A 14,925-nucleotide genomic window follows, 5' to 3' on the forward strand; every position below is an offset into this window, starting at 1 on the left:
ACAGGAGCTCGACTCAACCAGCCCGCCCATCCCGGCGGGTTCGTAAAAACCGAGATTATCGATGCCTACGGCCTGTCCGTGACGGATGCAGCAAAAGCATTGGGCGCCAGCCAAGGCCAATTGCCAGCGAGGCGCATGGCGCAGCTCGACAAGTTGCTTGCCAAAATTCATCGTGCGGCTGCGTCCGGACGTCAAGTAAATCGACCGGACCGGCACTTGGGTGGTCAGGCCGAGTGCATTAGCCGCCACCGCCCCATTTGGCACGATCACCTCACCGCGTTGGACCGCAAGCGCCTCGACCGCCTGTTCGACGGATGGCGCATGCGTGCCGAACCGGCTGGTGACCGGACGTAGACAGAGACCGCGCCCAGCCCGGATCAGCTGACCGCGCTCCGGAAGGCGCGACAAAGCTTGGTCCACTCCGGCACGACTGCCGAGGTGGAGATGGTCACGCGAGACGGCGTGCGATCGACGCCGATCAAGTGCTGATCACCACCGGGCGCGCACCCAACATCGAAGGCCTTGGGCTCCCCGAGCACGGCGTCTCTGTTTTGCCGAAAGGTGCGATCGTCGTCGACGACCGGATGCGAACGACCAAGGTTGGCATCTATGCCGCCGGCGATGTCACCGGCCGCGGCCAGTTCGTGTACATGGCCGCCTATAGTGCGAAGCTCGCCGCGAAGAACGCCTTCAATGGCGATACCTTGCGCTACGACAACAGCGCCTTGCCCCATCGTGTTCGCCGACCCGCAAGTCGCAAGCGTCGGGTTGACCCAAGCGGCAGCCCGCGCCGCAGGGCATGTCGTGCGCGTCTCGACGATTAGCCTCGACCAGGTACCGCGCGCACTTGCCGCCTGCGACACCCCGGGGCTCATCAAGCTCATTGCCGACGCCGGCAACAGTCGGTTGCTCGGCGCACACATCCTTGCACCAGAAGGAGTCGACAGCGCATCCAAACCGCGACGCTCGCCATCCGGCAAGGCCTCACTGGACACGATCTTACCGATACGATTTTTCCGTATATTACCACGGTCGAGGGCCTAAATCTCGCGGCGCTGTCGTTCGGCAAAGACGTTGCCACGCTGTCCTGTTGCGCTGGGTAAACGCGGGCCGAGCTTAGCTCGACACCGATTTCGAGGCCCGCTTCCGACTTTCGTGGGCAGCGAGATGCTTGCTCGCGCGCCAAGCTGAAATTTGCGGTCTGAAGGCAGCCTCGCCGCCCAGAGCGGCGCTCAACACACACAGACAGTCAGGCGCGCGAGGCCGCTAAAAAACTACTTGACTCTAGAGTTAACTCCAGAGGTTAGCGTCAAGCGATCCCGGCATGACGCGGCCGCGAGCCGAAGCGTTGATCGCTTAATCTTGGTCGTCACGAATGGTGCGCAGATGAAGACCGTAGTTTTCAAAATCGAAGGCATGAACTGTTCGGGTTGCGCCAACACTATCAAGACCCTGGTCGAAGGTGAACCCGGCGTACAGTTAGCGACCGTCTCGTTCGATGACGGTCAAGCACGCATTCTCTACGACCCGAACATAGTCACAGAAGATCGCCTCGTCTCCGCGGTCCAGAAGCCCGGCTTCCGGGTGGTGGAACGTCTGTGACCGATGGGCACGATGAAGAGGAGATCGCGATGAGCCTTGCGGCAACAGCCCCGTCGTCCTTCCAGCCATGGAGCGAGGAGCCCTCGACCCGATCCGATCGCCGGAAGATCCGTGCCCGGATTGGCGGTCTCCATTGCTCGCTCTGCACCGGCACGATCGAGAAGGCGCTCGGCCGAATGCCTGGCGTCGACAAGGTAGCCGTGAGTCTCACGCACGAGCAGGCGCTGGTCGAGTATGATCCGGCGGTCGCGCGCCCTGAGCAATTGCTGCAGACCTTGCGCGATATCGGCTATACCATCTCCGATCCTCGCAAGCTCCGGGCCTTCGAAGAGGAAGAGCTTGATCTTGTCCGCGAGGCGCGACGCTTCGTCGTCGCTGTGGTCCTCAGCGTTGCCTCCATCCCTATCATCGCGGATCCGACGGTCGGCTGGATCGGCTTTCTGCCGGCTCTGGTTTGCTTGAGCCTCGGCGGATTTGTGTTCTTGGTCCTGCGGTCAAGCGGGCTATGGACCGCCATCGGTGCCGCTGGCGGGCTCACCGTCATGGCGCTGAGCCTGCTCTATCTCAACCTGCAAGGATATCTGACTAATGTCGCGCCATGGCTCGCCGGCGCGCTGGCTTTGGCTCTGGTCTTCGGAGTCGGCAGACATATTCTCTACATGGCCTTCCAGGCGCTGCGGCGCGGCATCCTCAATCAGCATGTGCTTCTCGAAATCGGCGCGTTCGCGGGCATGGCCGGCGGTGTCATCGGGCTCGTGCTCGATCGGCCTGGCTATCCGACCGCGGCATTCTTCGCCGTCTCGGTGATGGTCGGCACCTACCACATCTTCTCGGAATGGCTTTCGCTCATCGTCAAGACGCGAAGTTCCCAGGCGGTCAAGCGTCTCTTGGACCTGCAACCCGAGACCGCGCGTGTCGTGCGTGGGGCCCAGGAGGTCGAGGTACCGATCGAGGACGTCAGAGCTGACGATCTCGTGCGGATCCGTCCCGGCGATCGCATCCCCGCCGATGGTACTGTAGTCGGCGGCCATTCGGGCGTCGATCAATCGCTGGTGACCGGGGAGTCCGTCCCGGTCGAAAAGTTCGAGGGCGATTCAGTCATCGGCGGCTCGATCAACGGTACGGGCACGCTCCTGGTGAAGATCACAGCGGTCGGGGAGGGCAGCTTCCTGAACCAGGTGATCCGTCATGTCGAGGACGCACGGGCGCTGAAGCCCGGTCTCCTGCATCTCGTCGATCGAGTGTTGCGGGTCTACACGCCTGCTGTCCTTCTGATCGCCGCGTTCGCGGTTGTCGGCTGGCTCGTCGGGTCCTGGCTCACCACCGGGCTGGTCGATGTGGAACGCGCCGTCTTCGCTGGCTTGAGCGTCCTCGTAATGGGCTATCCCTGTGCCGTCGGGATCTCGGCGCCCCTTTCCATCGTGCGCGGCGCCGGTCAAGCCGCCGAGCGTGGCATCCTCATGCGGACAGGCGAAGCCTTCCAGGGCTTCCGGCTGGTGAAGCAGATCGTGCTCGACAAAACGGGGACACTCACCGAGGGCCGCCCTGTCGTGCGCGAGATCGAAGCCGTCGATGTGAGTGAGGCGGAGCTTCTCGCCATAGCTGCCGCCGCCGAAGCATCTTCGGAGCACCCGCTCGCGCAGGCCGTGGTGAAGGCAGCATTCGAGCGCGGCGCAACGCCTCCGGATGTTGAATCATTCGAGGCGTTCCCTGGAAGGGGTGTCATCGCGCGCATCGGGGCCGATGATGTCCTCGTCGGAAGCCCGCGGTTTCTCACGGACCGGACCATTGACCTAACGGGTTTTCACAAGAGCATCGAAGCTTCCGAAGCCGCAGGGCGCACGGTGATCACCGTCGCGCGGGACGGGCGCGCGCTGGGGGTCATCGCGTTGGGCGATGCACTTCGACCTGACGCCATTTCGACCGTTGCGGCGTTGCGCAGTGCCGGTCTCAAAACGATTCTGGTCACAGGTGATAACGAGCGCGCGGCACAGCGGGTCGGGCGCGAGGTCGGTATCGACCAAGTGCATGCCGGCGTGCTGCCGCAGGACAAAGCCAGGATCGTGCGGGAGCTGCAGGCCAGCGCCCGCGTGGCGATGGTCGGCGACGGCATCAACGATGCGCCCGCTCTGATGCAAGCCGATATCGGCATCGCCATGGGCGGCGGCACCGACATCGCGATCGAGGCGGCGGACATCATCATCCTGTCGAACCGCTTGGCTGCGCTACCCGAGGCTCGCGATATCAGCCGCCGGAGCTACGGGAAAATGGTCCAGAATGTCGCGCTGGCTTTCCTCTTCAATGGCCTAGGCATCCCGCTCGCGGCGAGCGGCTTGATTCACCCGGTATGGGCGATGGTGGCAATGGCGGTGAGCGTCACGGCGATCTTCCTCAACTCGCTGTGGGGTAGCCCGCGGCTCTTTTTCGACGCGATCCGCAGCGTCGGGCGCCCGATCGTGCCCGCGTCGGTGCAGGCGGTCTGAGTAAGGAATGACATGACTGGAATTCAACAAACGATGTCGGGGGCGATCGGCGAGCTCCAGCGCGAACGGCTCCTCAAGATGCTAGCGGCGGCGACCTTCATCATCTTCTTTCAAGCCTACATGGTGGCGCCGATCATACCGGCACTGTCGAACGCCTTCGGAACGCCGGTGGAGACGGTAGGACTCATCGTCCCGGCATATTTGATCCCGTATGGAATCGCGACCCTCGCATATGGCCTTCTGGCCGATCGGCTTGGCATCCACCGTGTCATGTTCACGTCCCTGGCGGCCTTCGTGGCGCTCACTACGCTGACCGCAATGGCGCAGTCCATTGAACAGCTTGCGCTGTGGCGGATGGTGACTGGCATCGGCGCAAGCGGCGTCGTTCCGCTCGCATTGGCGCTGGTGGGCCGGCTGTATCCCTATGAGCAGCGGGGACGACCGCTTGGCTGGCTGTTCGGCGCGATGGCCGGCGGCATGGCCTTTGGTTCACCGTTGGGCGCATTGATCGTGCCCTTCGTCGGCTGGCAAGGATTGTTCGTCGTCGTCGGTGCTGCCGGCGCGGCGCTCCTCCTCGTCCTTCTGCCCTATCGAACCGTCATTGCCGCCACGGTTCAGCCGGTGACAGGCACGATCCGGGATCTCTTTCGGGGCTACAAGGACTTGCTTGGGGCGCCGCGCGGGCAGCGCACCTACGGCTATGTCCTCGTCAATTCGATGTTCCATTCCGGCGTCTTCACCTGGCTCGGCGTGTATTTCGAGCGGCGCTATGGCATCGGGCCCGTTGGTATCGGCTTGGCACTCCTCGGTTATGGCGTGCCGGGCTTCCTGTTCGGGCCGCTGATAGGCCGGGCGGCGGATCGCTGGGGCCGCGCCAGATTGATACCCATTGGCCTCATTCTGAGCGCGGTCGCGGCGGCAGCTCTGATGCTTGGTTTCCCAGTGATCCTTGCCCCCATCATCGCGATGGTCCTGTCCTTGGGCTATGACATGACCCAGCCACTCTTCGGCGGAATCGTCACCTCGCTCGGCGGGAAGCGTGCCGGGCAAGCGATGGGCTTGAACGTTTTCACGCTCTTTGTCGGCTTCGGTTTGGGAAGCCTCATCTTTGGCGAGCTGCTGCGCTTCGGGTTTGGGATGGCGTTTGGACTGTTCGCGGCCGTTGAGCTGGCTGTCGCCTTGTTGTCCTTCGCTTTGTTCCGTTCCGAGACCACGTCCCGGCCCGTTCGATCCGCCTCTGGTGCAACACTGGACGCCGGATCCAAGCCCTAAGCGCGGCGAGTGGCCTGACATCCCTCATAAAATCCTTGACTCTGGAGTATACTCAAGGGTCGAGGGTCAGGCTTAGGAGGTTAAGAATGTTGAAAATTGGGAAGCTCGCCGCGCTGGTGGACGTCAGCATTGATACTCTGCGTTATTACGAACGAGAAGGTTTGATCGAACCGGTTGACAGGAGCGAAAGCGGCTACCGAGTCTACGACAAGGAGTCCGCACGGCGCATTCACTTCATCAAGCAGGCCCAGCACTGCGGCTTCACGCTCGCGGAGATACGCGAACTCCTTGTTTTGCGTGGTCGCGAAAAGGCTTGCTGCGGCGACGTTCGCTCGCGAGCGATCGAGAAGAAGTTGCAAATCGAGCACAAGATTCGAGTGATGAGGGCGATGTCAAAGGCGCTTGATCAATTGATCGTCGAGTGCGCGGACGAGGCGCAACCGGTGAAGGAGTGCACCATCATCGCGGCATTGGAACGAGCCACAGTCTTGATGCCGGCACCCGGTCATGAAAGTTGAACTGTTTTATTCGCCAGGCTGCAGTCAATGCGCCGTTGTGCGAGAGGATCTGAAGGCGACCGCCGAACGAACCGTCGCAGGCATCGAATGGCGCGAACTAAATGTCCTTGAAGATCTAGACTACGCGGTCGAACTGGGCGTGCTGAGTCTGCCTGCGATCGCCGTTGACGGCGAACTCATATTCTCGTCGTTACCCACACCCCATCAACTTCGCGACGCTCTTATCCGCCGCAGCACGACGAGGAATTGAGATGGAAGCCGATGCACTCCGACAGGCGGTTGAGCATGCGGGTATAGCCGCCGTTGGCATCGGCTTCCTCACAGGCTTGGTCTTCAGTTTCAATCCCGTGGCGCTCGCCTCTATTCCCGTTTCGCTCGCCTACGTCACAAGAGCCCGCGAGAGGAAACAAGCGATCCTCTTCGGCGCGATGTTCATCCTCGGCATGCTTATCACGCATGCCGCGCTGGGCTTCACTGCTGGACTGGGTGGCCACTGGGTGGCGTCTCTCATCGGACGAGAGTGGGGACTCGTGGTCGGCCCTCTCCTGATTGTTCTCGGACTGATGTGGGCCGGATGGATTCGGCTGCCGCTGCCGGCTTTCGCGTTAAGAGCGAAACGGCCTACAGCCTCCTGGGGTGCGTTCGTTCTTGGTGCCATATTCTCGATCGCAGTCTGCCCGTTTTGCACGCCCGCACTTATCGTACTGCTTGGGGCGACGGCAGGGCTCGGCTCCCCGTGGATTGGGGCCGTTCTGCTGCTCGCATTCGGAATAGGGCGGGCCCTGCCAGTTGCTTTTGGCGCCTTCAGCATTGGCTGGCTCGAGAATTTACACGGCTTGGCCCCATATCGCCGCATTTTCGAGACGGCAGGTGGCGTGACGCTGATTGCGTCCGGCCTCTACATGCTGAACGCGTATTTCTTTTGGGTTCCGACATTGGCGATGTGAAGCGTGGATGGCCGGAATGTCAATGATCGATCAATCAACGATTACTTGCTGGAACTGCGGAAGCGTGACGGTGGAGATTATGCCGACCAACGCTGGCCAGTTCAGTTCTTCGACCCGTGCAACGGCTGCGGCGAGGCCATGCGGCCGAAGCCGGGGGGTGCTGCGTCTTTTGATCGTATGGCTCTGTGCCATGCCCGCCGATCCAGGTTGAGCGTGTAGCGGGAGGTGTCGCTTGGGCACGCGCGATCTCAGGGCCATTCGTGTTCCCGTTGCTACAGGCTCGCAGGTACGATGGGGGTCTGAGTATGAGGCAGTTTGATACGATCCTACTCGCATCTCCCAGATCAGAGCAGCCACGATATCGGCCGGCACCGTCGATCTTGTGAGCTCGTTTCACTTTCGGTCGGAAATGAGCCGCGTGTACGCGAACGAGATTATCACGGAGCTGCGTCAATCGATGCCGAACTACGAAAACGCTCCGCCGTTAGTTGAACTGCACAAGCATGTTCCTCAACGGGCATGTACAGCTTATTGTCTCATTTCCGAGGCGGCCTCTCAGCGCGACAATGGCCGAGCGTGGGATAGCCGGCGGAGCGTCGGGCCCTCCGACCCGGTCACGATTCGGCGATAGAAACAACTGGTTTGGCCTGTGTGACAACAGCCGCCGTCGCCCGCGACGCGCACCTTGAGCCAGACCGCGTCCTGATCACAGTCGATGCGCAGTTCCTCGACCTGCTGGATCTGCCCGCTGGTCGCGCCCTTATGCCAGAGACGCTGGCGGGACCGGCTCCAGTACCAGGCCTGGCCGGTCTCGATCGTCGTGTTCAACGCCTCCGCATTCATCCACGCCAGCATCAGCACCACTCCGCTCGCGACGTCTGTCGCGACAGCGGGAATGAGCCCGTCCTCATTGAACCCTGGCAATAGGGCCGAGCATTCTTCGATCATCTCCGTAGGGTCCGCTCTTAATGGGTCAGGTCGCTGATCTTCCAGTGGCATGTGGCATTTCTTGATTGGGACGTACCAGTTCTATGGATGATCGTCCGGCCTGAGCGATCGCCACCGTGCGCTGCGGACCGCCCGAATCGTTGCGATTAACGGGTCCGCCGTTCGTTCGCAGGCTTGACGACATCAAGCTCGACGTCCTGCCGCGCCTCAGATACATCGCATGCGCAAGTCGGGCCCGCTTCCACTCGATTGGATGAAGCCCTGCGCCAACGCATCACGGCGTAGCCGATCGCCGCGGCCAAGAATGCCAGCACGGCGGTCAATGCAAGACCCTGTCCGCTAAGCCAGCCCACGACACCACCTACTGCCGAGCCGATAAAAATCGGCCCAAGGCAGCAAAGCGCGACCAATGGCGCGACGAGAATCGCGGTCATAAGCCCGGCTGCTGGCTTTTCGTTCACGACACCTCACTTTCCGCGCTGGTGGCGCCGCCAAGTCATCTGTGCGGCGCTGCTCGTTGGTTCACATTGACGATCGTCACATCAGAACTGCTACACCCTGTACTAAATACAGGGTCAATACGGAAAGTTTGATCCGATTGGCTGGCCCCCGGCTTCACCATGTTCGCGCCCGCGCTCCTGGGTTGGTGCATCGCCGACGAAGCGCATAGCTACGTCGAAGCTCCGCGCGTGCCAGTGCGGTGTCCTTTAACGAGTAGAGCCAGATGAATCCGTCCTCGGTGATTCCAGAAGACGCGAAGGCATTCAGAGCATGTAGCCGATATCCGAGGCGCCGGTGGGATACGCGAACATCGTCGTCTTCAGATTGTCGGCCGTTAGGTCGTGGCGGATCGCAAGGGCAAACAGATTGATCACTTCATCGGCGTGCGGTCCGACAAGATGTGCGCCTAGGATACGTCCGGTGTCGTCCTCCACCATCACCTTGAAGCCATAGGTCTTCTCTGCGGCCTGGCGGGCGGTAAACCACTCGGACGCCTTCTGGGACTTGGTTTGGAATTTCAGGCCCTGCTGACGTGCTTGGTCCTCGCTCAGTCCGACAGCAGCGATCGGCGGGATCGTGAAGGCCACGCTCGGCACACCGCGATAGTCGGCTGTATGCCGATTGCCCTCCAGAAGGTTAGCGGCGACCACCTTGGCGTCGTGGCTAGAGACAGGAGTGAGCGGCGGCCCCTTCTGTGCCGCATCTCCGGCGGCGTACACGGCTGGGTTGGAGACGCTCTGCAGGTGCTCATTCAGCTTGAGCCGGTCGTTCTCCGTGGCGATGCCGCCGACCTCAAGATCAAGCCCGTCCAGCGAGGGTGCCCGGCCGGCCGCATGAACAACGAGGTCGGCCTCAAAGATTGCGCCTCCACCTTCTGATGAGGTGTGGACGACAAAGCCCGCTCCCTTCTTCTCAATCGCCTCTACAGTGGTCCGCAGGCGCACATCGACCCCGATCTCGGCGAATTTGTCCATGAGCCAGCCGACAAGGTCAGGATCAAAGTGCGTGAGCATCCGCTCGCCACGTTGAAGAATGGTCACTTGCGCGCCTGCGCGAGCGGCGATGTGGGAGAATTCTGACGCTATATAGCCGCCGCCGACCAACACGATGCGTTGGGGCAGCCGCTCCATTGCCAGAAAGTCCTCATTGGTGACGAAATACTCTTCACCGGGAATGTGCAGCTTTATCGGCTCGGCGCCCGCAGCAATCAAAACGTGACGGGCTTCAAGGCTCTCGCCACCCACTGTCAGACTGTTCTGGCCTACGAAGCGCGCATGACCGTGATAGCTATGGATGCCCTTTTCTTCGTAACGGTGTTCGTGCTTTTTGGGGACCGGGTCGGTGAAGGTACGCTTGAAGGCGATCAGTTCGGACCAGGCGATATGGACGTCGCCGGCAACGCCATTACCGCTCATGCGCCGGACATGGTCGACAGCCGAGGCGCCGCCGACAAGCATCTTTTTCGGGTCGCAGCCCCGCAGGGCGCAGGTGCCTCCGAAAGGCCGGTGGTCGATGACAGCCACGCTCCAGCCCGCTGCGCGGACGCGCATCGCGGCGGCCATGGCTGCCGTGCCGGTTCCTATGACTACAAGGTCGAATTGGTTCGCCATTCGTCTCTCTCCTATTTATTCGTCGTGGGCGCATTGCCGAGCTAACTTTCGCAGCCGCAACTAGGCTTCAACGGCGAAACGGCCGACAATTTCCGCGGCCTCAACGGTGCCCCGCATCGCCAACGTCTGGATATGACGAAAGCGCATCGAGGATCGGGCATTCCGGAATGGCGTCACCCGAACACCGTGCAGCGGTTTGGGCTAGAATTTTTTCGATCCGTCTGAGGTCTGCGATCTTTGCGCGAACATCACTGAGGTGGTGCTCGGTACGCTCTTTGACCTCCGCGCACGTCTGTTTGCCGCCGTCGACCAACTCTAAAAGGCCGCGGATTTCCTCGATGCTGAAACCGAGTTCGCGTCCACGCATGACGAAGCGGAGGCGCCGGACATGGGCTTCGCTATAAACGCGGTAGTCGTTAGCGCTGCGCGGCGGCTCGGGAAGAAGCCCAATTTTTTCGTAGTAGCGGACTGTCTCTAAATTAGAGCCCGTCTGACGCGCCAACTCACTACGTTTGAAACCTCGTCCGATAGCGCGATCCGTCATGGCCAAAAAAACCTCTTGAGTCTGTAGTGACTACAGACCTTATCGTGTGTCCGACTCGAATTGAAGGGCATTTTTTTCATGAGCGATATCAGTACCAAACTGGTCGACTCGCCGGATGCGGGAAAGGTTAAGGCGCAGGGGTGGCTTGCAGCTGGTGGGATCATCGGCGCGATCCTTGCGTCTAGCTGCTGCGTTGTACCTTTCGCCTTGTTCACGTTGGGAATCAGCGGCGCCTGGATTAGTAACCTGACGGCCCTCGAGCCCTATCAGCCCATCTTTGCCGCCGTGACGATTGGTTTCCTAGGCTACGGATTCTATCTCGTTTACCGGAAGCCCAAAGGCGCCTGCGCCGAAGGCTCCTACTGCGCCAAACCCAGCTCGGGTCGCATCGCAAAGATCGGGCTTTGGACGGCTACTGTGCTCGTTATCGTCGCACTCGGCTTCCCGAAACTGGCGCCCTTGTTCCTCTGATCGACCGCTTAATCTGAAGGAGAAAACCTATGTTCCGACGTATCCTCGCAGCGACTGCGCTTATTGCCATGCTTTCGCCTTTTGCGGCCCAAGCCGCCGAAAGAACCGTTGTCCTAAACGTCGATAACGCGACGTGCGAACTCTGCGCCCCGATTGTCAAGAAAACGCTCTCCCGCGTCTCAGGCGTAAAGGCAGTAGTGGTCCAGGAGGCGAACGGAACGTCGGCCGCAGTGGCAACGGTCACTTTCGACGATGCGGTCACTAATGTCGCGACCCTCATTGCGGCGTCGACCAATGCCGGATATCCGGCGCGCGCGACAAAAGGCTGATGACGTGAATAGTCGCACCCTTTTTCGAACCGGCAGCATTGGGGCGGTCGTGGCGGCGCTCTGCTGCGCGACTCCAATCCTTGGGATTGTGCTGGGAGCGATCGGGCTCTCGGCGCTCGCGGGCAAGGCCGATTATGTCCTGATTCCGGTTCTTGTCGTCTCGCTCGGGCTGGTGGGGATCGGGCTCTATCGACGCAACACATCTGCCTCAGCTGGCCCTGACTGCTGCGAGACGGATAAGAACACAGGAAAGTTCAAGTCATGAGTGATTGCTGCGCTCCGAGCGCAAAGAACGGGAACGGCCGCTACGATCTCATCGTCGTCGGCGCCGGCTCGGCCGGGTTCTCGGCCGCGATTACGGCGGCCGAACAAGGGGCGCACGTTGCGTTGATCGGCCACGGCACGATCGGAGGGACGTGCGTCAATGTCGGCTGCGTCCCGTCGAAGGCCCTTATCCGGGCCGCAGAAGCGGTGCACCACGCCAACGCCGCACCCAGGTTTGCCGGGATCGCCGCGCAGGCGCGGGTGGCAGACTGGGGTGCGCAGGTCGATCAAAAGGATGCACTGGTCGCGGGGCTGCGTCAGGCGAAGTACGCCGATCTCCTGCCATCTTACAACAACATCGCATATCATGAAGGCCGTGCCCGCCTCGTCGATGGCGGCGTCGACGCCGGTGGCAAGCGTTTCGCGGCGGATCGTATCATCATTGCCACCGGGACCCGGCCGGCGTTGCCGGCGATCCCGGGCATAACGGACATCTCAATCCTCGATAGCACCACGGCGCTGGAGCTGACCGCGCTGCCACGCTCGATGATCGTGCTCGGCGGTGGCTATATCGGCGCTGAGCTCGCGCAAACCTTTGCTCGAGTGGGAGTCGAGGTGACGCTTGTCTTCCGCAGCCGCCTCCTGCCGGAAGCAGAGCCTGAGATCGGGGCGGCCCTCGCCGGTTATCTCGCCGACGAAGGTATCAAGGTCGTCGGCGGTGTGACCTACGAGTCGATCCGTCGGACGGAGGATGGCGTCGCGCTCACGGTGATTCGGGAAGAACACCCAGAGACGCTTGCGGCCGAGCAGGTTCTCGTTGCGACCGGTCGTGCCCCGAACACCGAAAGCCTTGGCCTTCCAGAAGCAGGGATCACCCGGACGCCTGTGGGCGCGATCGTGGTCGATGACCGGATGCGCACTTCCAAAGCTGGCGTTTATGCGGCCGGCGATGTGACGGGCAGGGACCAGTTTGTCTACATGGCGGCCTATGGCGCAAAGCTCGCGGCAAAGAATGCGCTCAACGGCGACAGCCTCCGCTACGACAACTCGGCGATGCCTGCGGTAGTCTTCACCGATCCGCAGGTCGGAAGCGTCGGCCTCACGGAAGCGCAGGCGCGTGCCGCCGACTACAGTGTCCGCACTTCGGTGCTTTCGCTCGACAACGTGCCTCGCGCGCTCGCGGCCCGGGATACACGCGGGCTGATCAAGCTTGTGGCGGACGGCGACACACGCAGGCTGCTTGGCGCACACATCCTTGCGCCTGAAGGCGCGGACAGTATCCAGACGGCGACGATGGCGATTCGTGGCGGTCTAACAATCGATGACCTCGCGGAGACGATCTTCCCGTATTTGACCACAGTCGAAGGGCTCAAGCTTGCAGCGCAGACATTCGACAGGGATGTCAAGAAGCTGTCCTGCTGCGCGGGCTGACGATTGGCCAAACGATCAGTCGAGGAAGATGTGATGGCGATCGACGCGACAACATCGGAAGAGCTCAGTGTCGAGATCAGGCCGGGCGTATGCCGCCCGGACTGGTCGGCCGTTACCACGCCGGCCGCGCGGCATGCGCTCAGCGGGCGCATGGCGGCGCGGGCTGGACTTTTGGACAAGTGGTCGCAGGCGCTCGAACCGAATGAGGATCTGGTGTGGCGGATGGCCCTCGACCTTTACGCCGAGAACGGTCGGCCGCCTCGCGCTAGCGAGATCGCCGCCTGCTCGGACATCTCTGCGGAACGCGTGCGCGTCGTTCTGCACAAGCTGCAACTGCGCGATCTCGTGGGCCTTGAACCCGGCACAGACGCGATCCGCTATGCCTACCCTTTCACGGAGACACAGACAGGTCACCACGTCGCACTGAAGAGCCACACCTTGAACAGCCTCTGCGCCATCGACGCGCTCGGGGTCGGTAGAATGTATCGCAGCGACGTCACGGTCGAGTCCCGCTGCCAGCTAAGTGGTGGGAGCGTCCGGGTGACGACAGGCGATGAGGGTCGTACCTTGCGTAACGTGTCGCCGGCTGGCGCCGTAGTCTGGTACGACTTTGCCTATGAAGAAGGAGGTGCGGCGGCAAACTCTTGTTGCCCGTCGATCGCCTTCTTCTGTTCGGAAGAGAAATTGCAGCGTTGGCTTGATCAGCAGACGCCGCCGCGACACGGCGTCGTGTTGTCGATTGAAGAGGCCCTGGAAGTAGGCCGTGCGATCTTTGGTCCAGTTCTGACAGTGCCTAGCGCAGCGTCGGAGGAAGAGTCGAGCGCATCTTCCAAGTTGAGGAAGGCGCTTCGCTGACAATCGAACTGCGCCATCTTCGCTACTTTATTGCAGCGGCAGAGCGCGGTAGCTTCCGACGCGCGGCGAAGGCGCTTGAGATTCAGGAGTCCGCCATCAGCCGGCGTATTCGGGATCTGGAAGATAAACTAGGAGCGGCTCTATTCATTCGCCACCATGGTGGTGTCGATCTCACTCAAGCCGGCCAGAGATTTCTTGTCCGCGCTCGCAAGGCCATCACTCAGATCGGTCATGCCGCCATGGACGTTGGTTCAATTGGGCGCGGCGAAGCGGGCACCGTGCGCATCGGGATATTTTCGTCGCTTGCATCCGGCTTTCTCGCCGATCTCCTCCGCGCCTATGCTGCGGCAAACCCAACCATCCGCCCCGATCTGATTGAAGGCGGGCCCTCCGGCCACATCGCCGCGATTCAACGGCATCACCTGGATGTCGCCTTCCTGACCGGTGAGCCGATCGCGGACGGGTGCGATCTGGCGCATCTTTGGAATGAGCGTGTCTTCGTAGTATTGCCAAACGACGACGACCTGTCTCGGAATCGCGAGATTTCTTGGACGGACCTGCGAGGCCGACACTTCATCGTCAGTGAGACCGACCCGGGTCCGGAGATCCACGACTACCTGGTGAAGCACCTCGCTGACCTTGGGCACCACCCCAACGTCGAACGCTGCCGTGTCGGTCGAGACAACCTGATGAATCTCGTCGCCCTGGGTCAGGGCCTCACGCTGACCAGCGAAGCGACTATCGCGGCGCGCTTTCCCAGCGTCGTTTACCGCCCACTCAGCGAGGAGATTCTGCCATTCTGCGCGATTTGGTCGCCGCACAATGATAATCCGGCTCTACGGCGGTTGCTGAGCCTAGCCAGAACAATGTCGCGACGATCGAACGCCGTCACAGTGCCGGGACTGATCGCTAATTCTGCAACGTCGAGCCTGAGCTAGCGGGCGGGTGCCCGCGTTCGCCGTCGCGTCGCGCCTTCGCGAATCCTCGGTCGGTCGCCATGAATCGCTCGATCATCGGCGGAATCAGCTTCACCGGATCGCCCACGGATCTTCCTGTCTCGCGGGCGAGTACCTGGGCATTATCCTGACTCTACGCACGTGTCTCAGACATGTCATGCGGATCAGTCATCAGGGTTGCCGATGAAGCTCGT

At 61.5% G+C, this 14,925-nt stretch carries 16 protein-coding genes and 4 pseudogenes; 14 read left to right on the plus strand and 6 right to left on the minus strand.

The window, feature by feature from the left end; genetic code table 11:
- Positions 1–108 precede the first annotated feature (108 nt).
- Positions 109–444: pseudogene (locus NEZ08_RS22340) on the minus strand (DUF6088 family protein); the annotation flags it as partial.
- A 23-nt stretch (positions 445–467) separates the two neighbouring features.
- Here NEZ08_RS22340 and NEZ08_RS22345 point away from each other — a divergent pair.
- The 7 genes and pseudogenes from NEZ08_RS22345 to NEZ08_RS22375 form a co-directional block, all read left to right on the plus strand.
- A pseudogene (locus NEZ08_RS22345) lies at positions 468–1,103 on the plus strand (FAD-dependent oxidoreductase); the annotation flags it as partial.
- A 283-nt stretch (positions 1,104–1,386) separates the two neighbouring features.
- Positions 1,387–1,602 carry a heavy-metal-associated domain-containing protein gene (locus NEZ08_RS22350; protein ID WP_298111929.1) on the plus strand — a complete coding sequence of 72 codons (216 nt, stop codon included), beginning with the start codon at positions 1,387–1,389 and terminating at the stop codon, positions 1,600–1,602.
- 29 nt (positions 1,603–1,631) lie between these two features.
- Positions 1,632–4,085, plus strand: coding sequence for a cation-translocating P-type ATPase (locus NEZ08_RS22355; RefSeq protein WP_298111932.1), 2,454 nt, complete (start codon positions 1,632–1,634; stop codon positions 4,083–4,085).
- A gap of 33 nt (positions 4,086–4,118) precedes the next feature.
- The gene (locus tag NEZ08_RS22360; protein ID WP_298112026.1) at positions 4,119–5,357 is read left to right on the plus strand and encodes an MFS transporter; all 1,239 of its coding nucleotides are present in this window, start codon (positions 4,119–4,121) and stop codon (positions 5,355–5,357) included.
- 86 nt (positions 5,358–5,443) lie between these two features.
- Positions 5,444–5,875 carry a heavy metal-responsive transcriptional regulator gene (locus tag NEZ08_RS22365; protein WP_298111935.1) on the plus strand — a complete coding sequence of 144 codons (432 nt, stop codon included), beginning with the start codon at positions 5,444–5,446 and terminating at the stop codon, positions 5,873–5,875.
- Positions 5,865–6,125, plus strand: a complete 261-nt coding sequence (locus NEZ08_RS22370; RefSeq protein ID WP_298111937.1) for a thioredoxin family protein — start codon at positions 5,865–5,867, stop codon at positions 6,123–6,125. Before NEZ08_RS22365 ends, NEZ08_RS22370 begins: the two co-directional genes overlap by 11 nt.
- A 1-nt stretch (position 6,126) precedes the next feature.
- Positions 6,127–6,822: a cytochrome c biogenesis CcdA family protein gene (locus tag NEZ08_RS22375; protein ID WP_298111940.1), complete on the plus strand. Its 696-nt coding sequence runs from the start codon at positions 6,127–6,129 to the stop codon at positions 6,820–6,822.
- 555 nt (positions 6,823–7,377) lie between these two features.
- On the opposite strand, the gene hisI is transcribed toward NEZ08_RS22375, so the two are convergent.
- From hisI to NEZ08_RS22395, 4 genes are all read right to left on the minus strand, one after another.
- On the minus strand, positions 7,378–7,770 hold the full coding sequence (hisI, locus tag NEZ08_RS22380; protein WP_298111942.1) for a phosphoribosyl-AMP cyclohydrolase: 393 nt from the start codon (positions 7,768–7,770) through the stop codon (positions 7,378–7,380).
- A 146-nt stretch (positions 7,771–7,916) separates the two neighbouring features.
- Positions 7,917–8,204: a hypothetical protein gene (locus NEZ08_RS22385; RefSeq protein ID WP_298111944.1), complete on the minus strand. Its 288-nt coding sequence runs from the start codon at positions 8,202–8,204 to the stop codon at positions 7,917–7,919.
- 330 nt (positions 8,205–8,534) lie between these two features.
- Positions 8,535–9,881 carry an NAD(P)/FAD-dependent oxidoreductase gene (locus NEZ08_RS22390; RefSeq protein ID WP_298111947.1) on the minus strand — a complete coding sequence of 449 codons (1,347 nt, stop codon included), beginning with the start codon at positions 9,879–9,881 and terminating at the stop codon, positions 8,535–8,537.
- A 100-nt stretch (positions 9,882–9,981) separates the two neighbouring features.
- Positions 9,982–10,425: a helix-turn-helix domain-containing protein gene (locus NEZ08_RS22395; RefSeq protein ID WP_298111950.1), complete on the minus strand. Its 444-nt coding sequence runs from the start codon at positions 10,423–10,425 to the stop codon at positions 9,982–9,984.
- 60 nt (positions 10,426–10,485) lie between these two features.
- Here NEZ08_RS22395 and NEZ08_RS22400 point away from each other — a divergent pair, with 60 nt between their 5' ends.
- The 7 genes and pseudogenes from NEZ08_RS22400 to NEZ08_RS22430 all read left to right on the plus strand — a co-directional run bounded on the left by NEZ08_RS22400 (position 10,486) and on the right by NEZ08_RS22430 (position 14,713).
- Entirely contained in the window at positions 10,486–10,896 is a 411-nt protein-coding gene (locus tag NEZ08_RS22400) for a mercuric transporter MerT family protein (protein ID WP_298111951.1), read from the plus strand.
- 68 nt (positions 10,897–10,964) lie between these two features.
- The gene (locus NEZ08_RS22405) at positions 10,965–11,225 is read left to right on the plus strand and encodes a heavy-metal-associated domain-containing protein (RefSeq protein ID WP_298112028.1); all 261 of its coding nucleotides are present in this window, start codon (positions 10,965–10,967) and stop codon (positions 11,223–11,225) included.
- Positions 11,191–11,490, plus strand: coding sequence for a mercury resistance system transport protein MerF (gene merF, locus NEZ08_RS22410; protein WP_298111954.1), 300 nt, complete (start codon positions 11,191–11,193; stop codon positions 11,488–11,490). Before NEZ08_RS22405 ends, merF begins: the two co-directional genes overlap by 35 nt.
- Positions 11,487–12,920 (plus strand): mercury(II) reductase, encoded by a 1,434-nt coding sequence (gene merA / locus NEZ08_RS22415; protein ID WP_298111956.1) that lies wholly within the window; start codon positions 11,487–11,489, stop codon positions 12,918–12,920. Before merF ends, merA begins: the two co-directional genes overlap by 4 nt.
- 33 nt (positions 12,921–12,953) lie before the next feature.
- A complete protein-coding gene (locus NEZ08_RS22420; RefSeq protein ID WP_298111959.1) occupies positions 12,954–13,775 on the plus strand; it encodes an alkylmercury lyase family protein in 822 nt (273 codons plus the stop codon).
- 29 nt (positions 13,776–13,804) lie between these two features.
- Positions 13,805–13,903: pseudogene (locus tag NEZ08_RS22425) on the plus strand (LysR family transcriptional regulator); the annotation flags it as partial.
- Positions 13,904–14,014: 111 nt separating this feature from the next.
- Positions 14,015–14,713: a LysR family substrate-binding domain-containing protein gene (locus NEZ08_RS22430; protein WP_298111963.1), complete on the plus strand. Its 699-nt coding sequence runs from the start codon at positions 14,015–14,017 to the stop codon at positions 14,711–14,713.
- Here the strand turns inward: NEZ08_RS22430 and NEZ08_RS22435 are convergent.
- Positions 14,685–14,852 (minus strand): annotated as a pseudogene (locus NEZ08_RS22435) (DUF2274 domain-containing protein); the annotation flags it as partial. The gene NEZ08_RS22430 and the pseudogene NEZ08_RS22435 overlap by 29 nt on opposite strands.
- Positions 14,853–14,925 lie beyond the last annotated feature (73 nt).

The organism is Bradyrhizobium sp., from assembly GCF_027451485.1.
Taxonomy (GTDB): Bacteria; Pseudomonadota; Alphaproteobacteria; order Rhizobiales; family Xanthobacteraceae; genus Bradyrhizobium.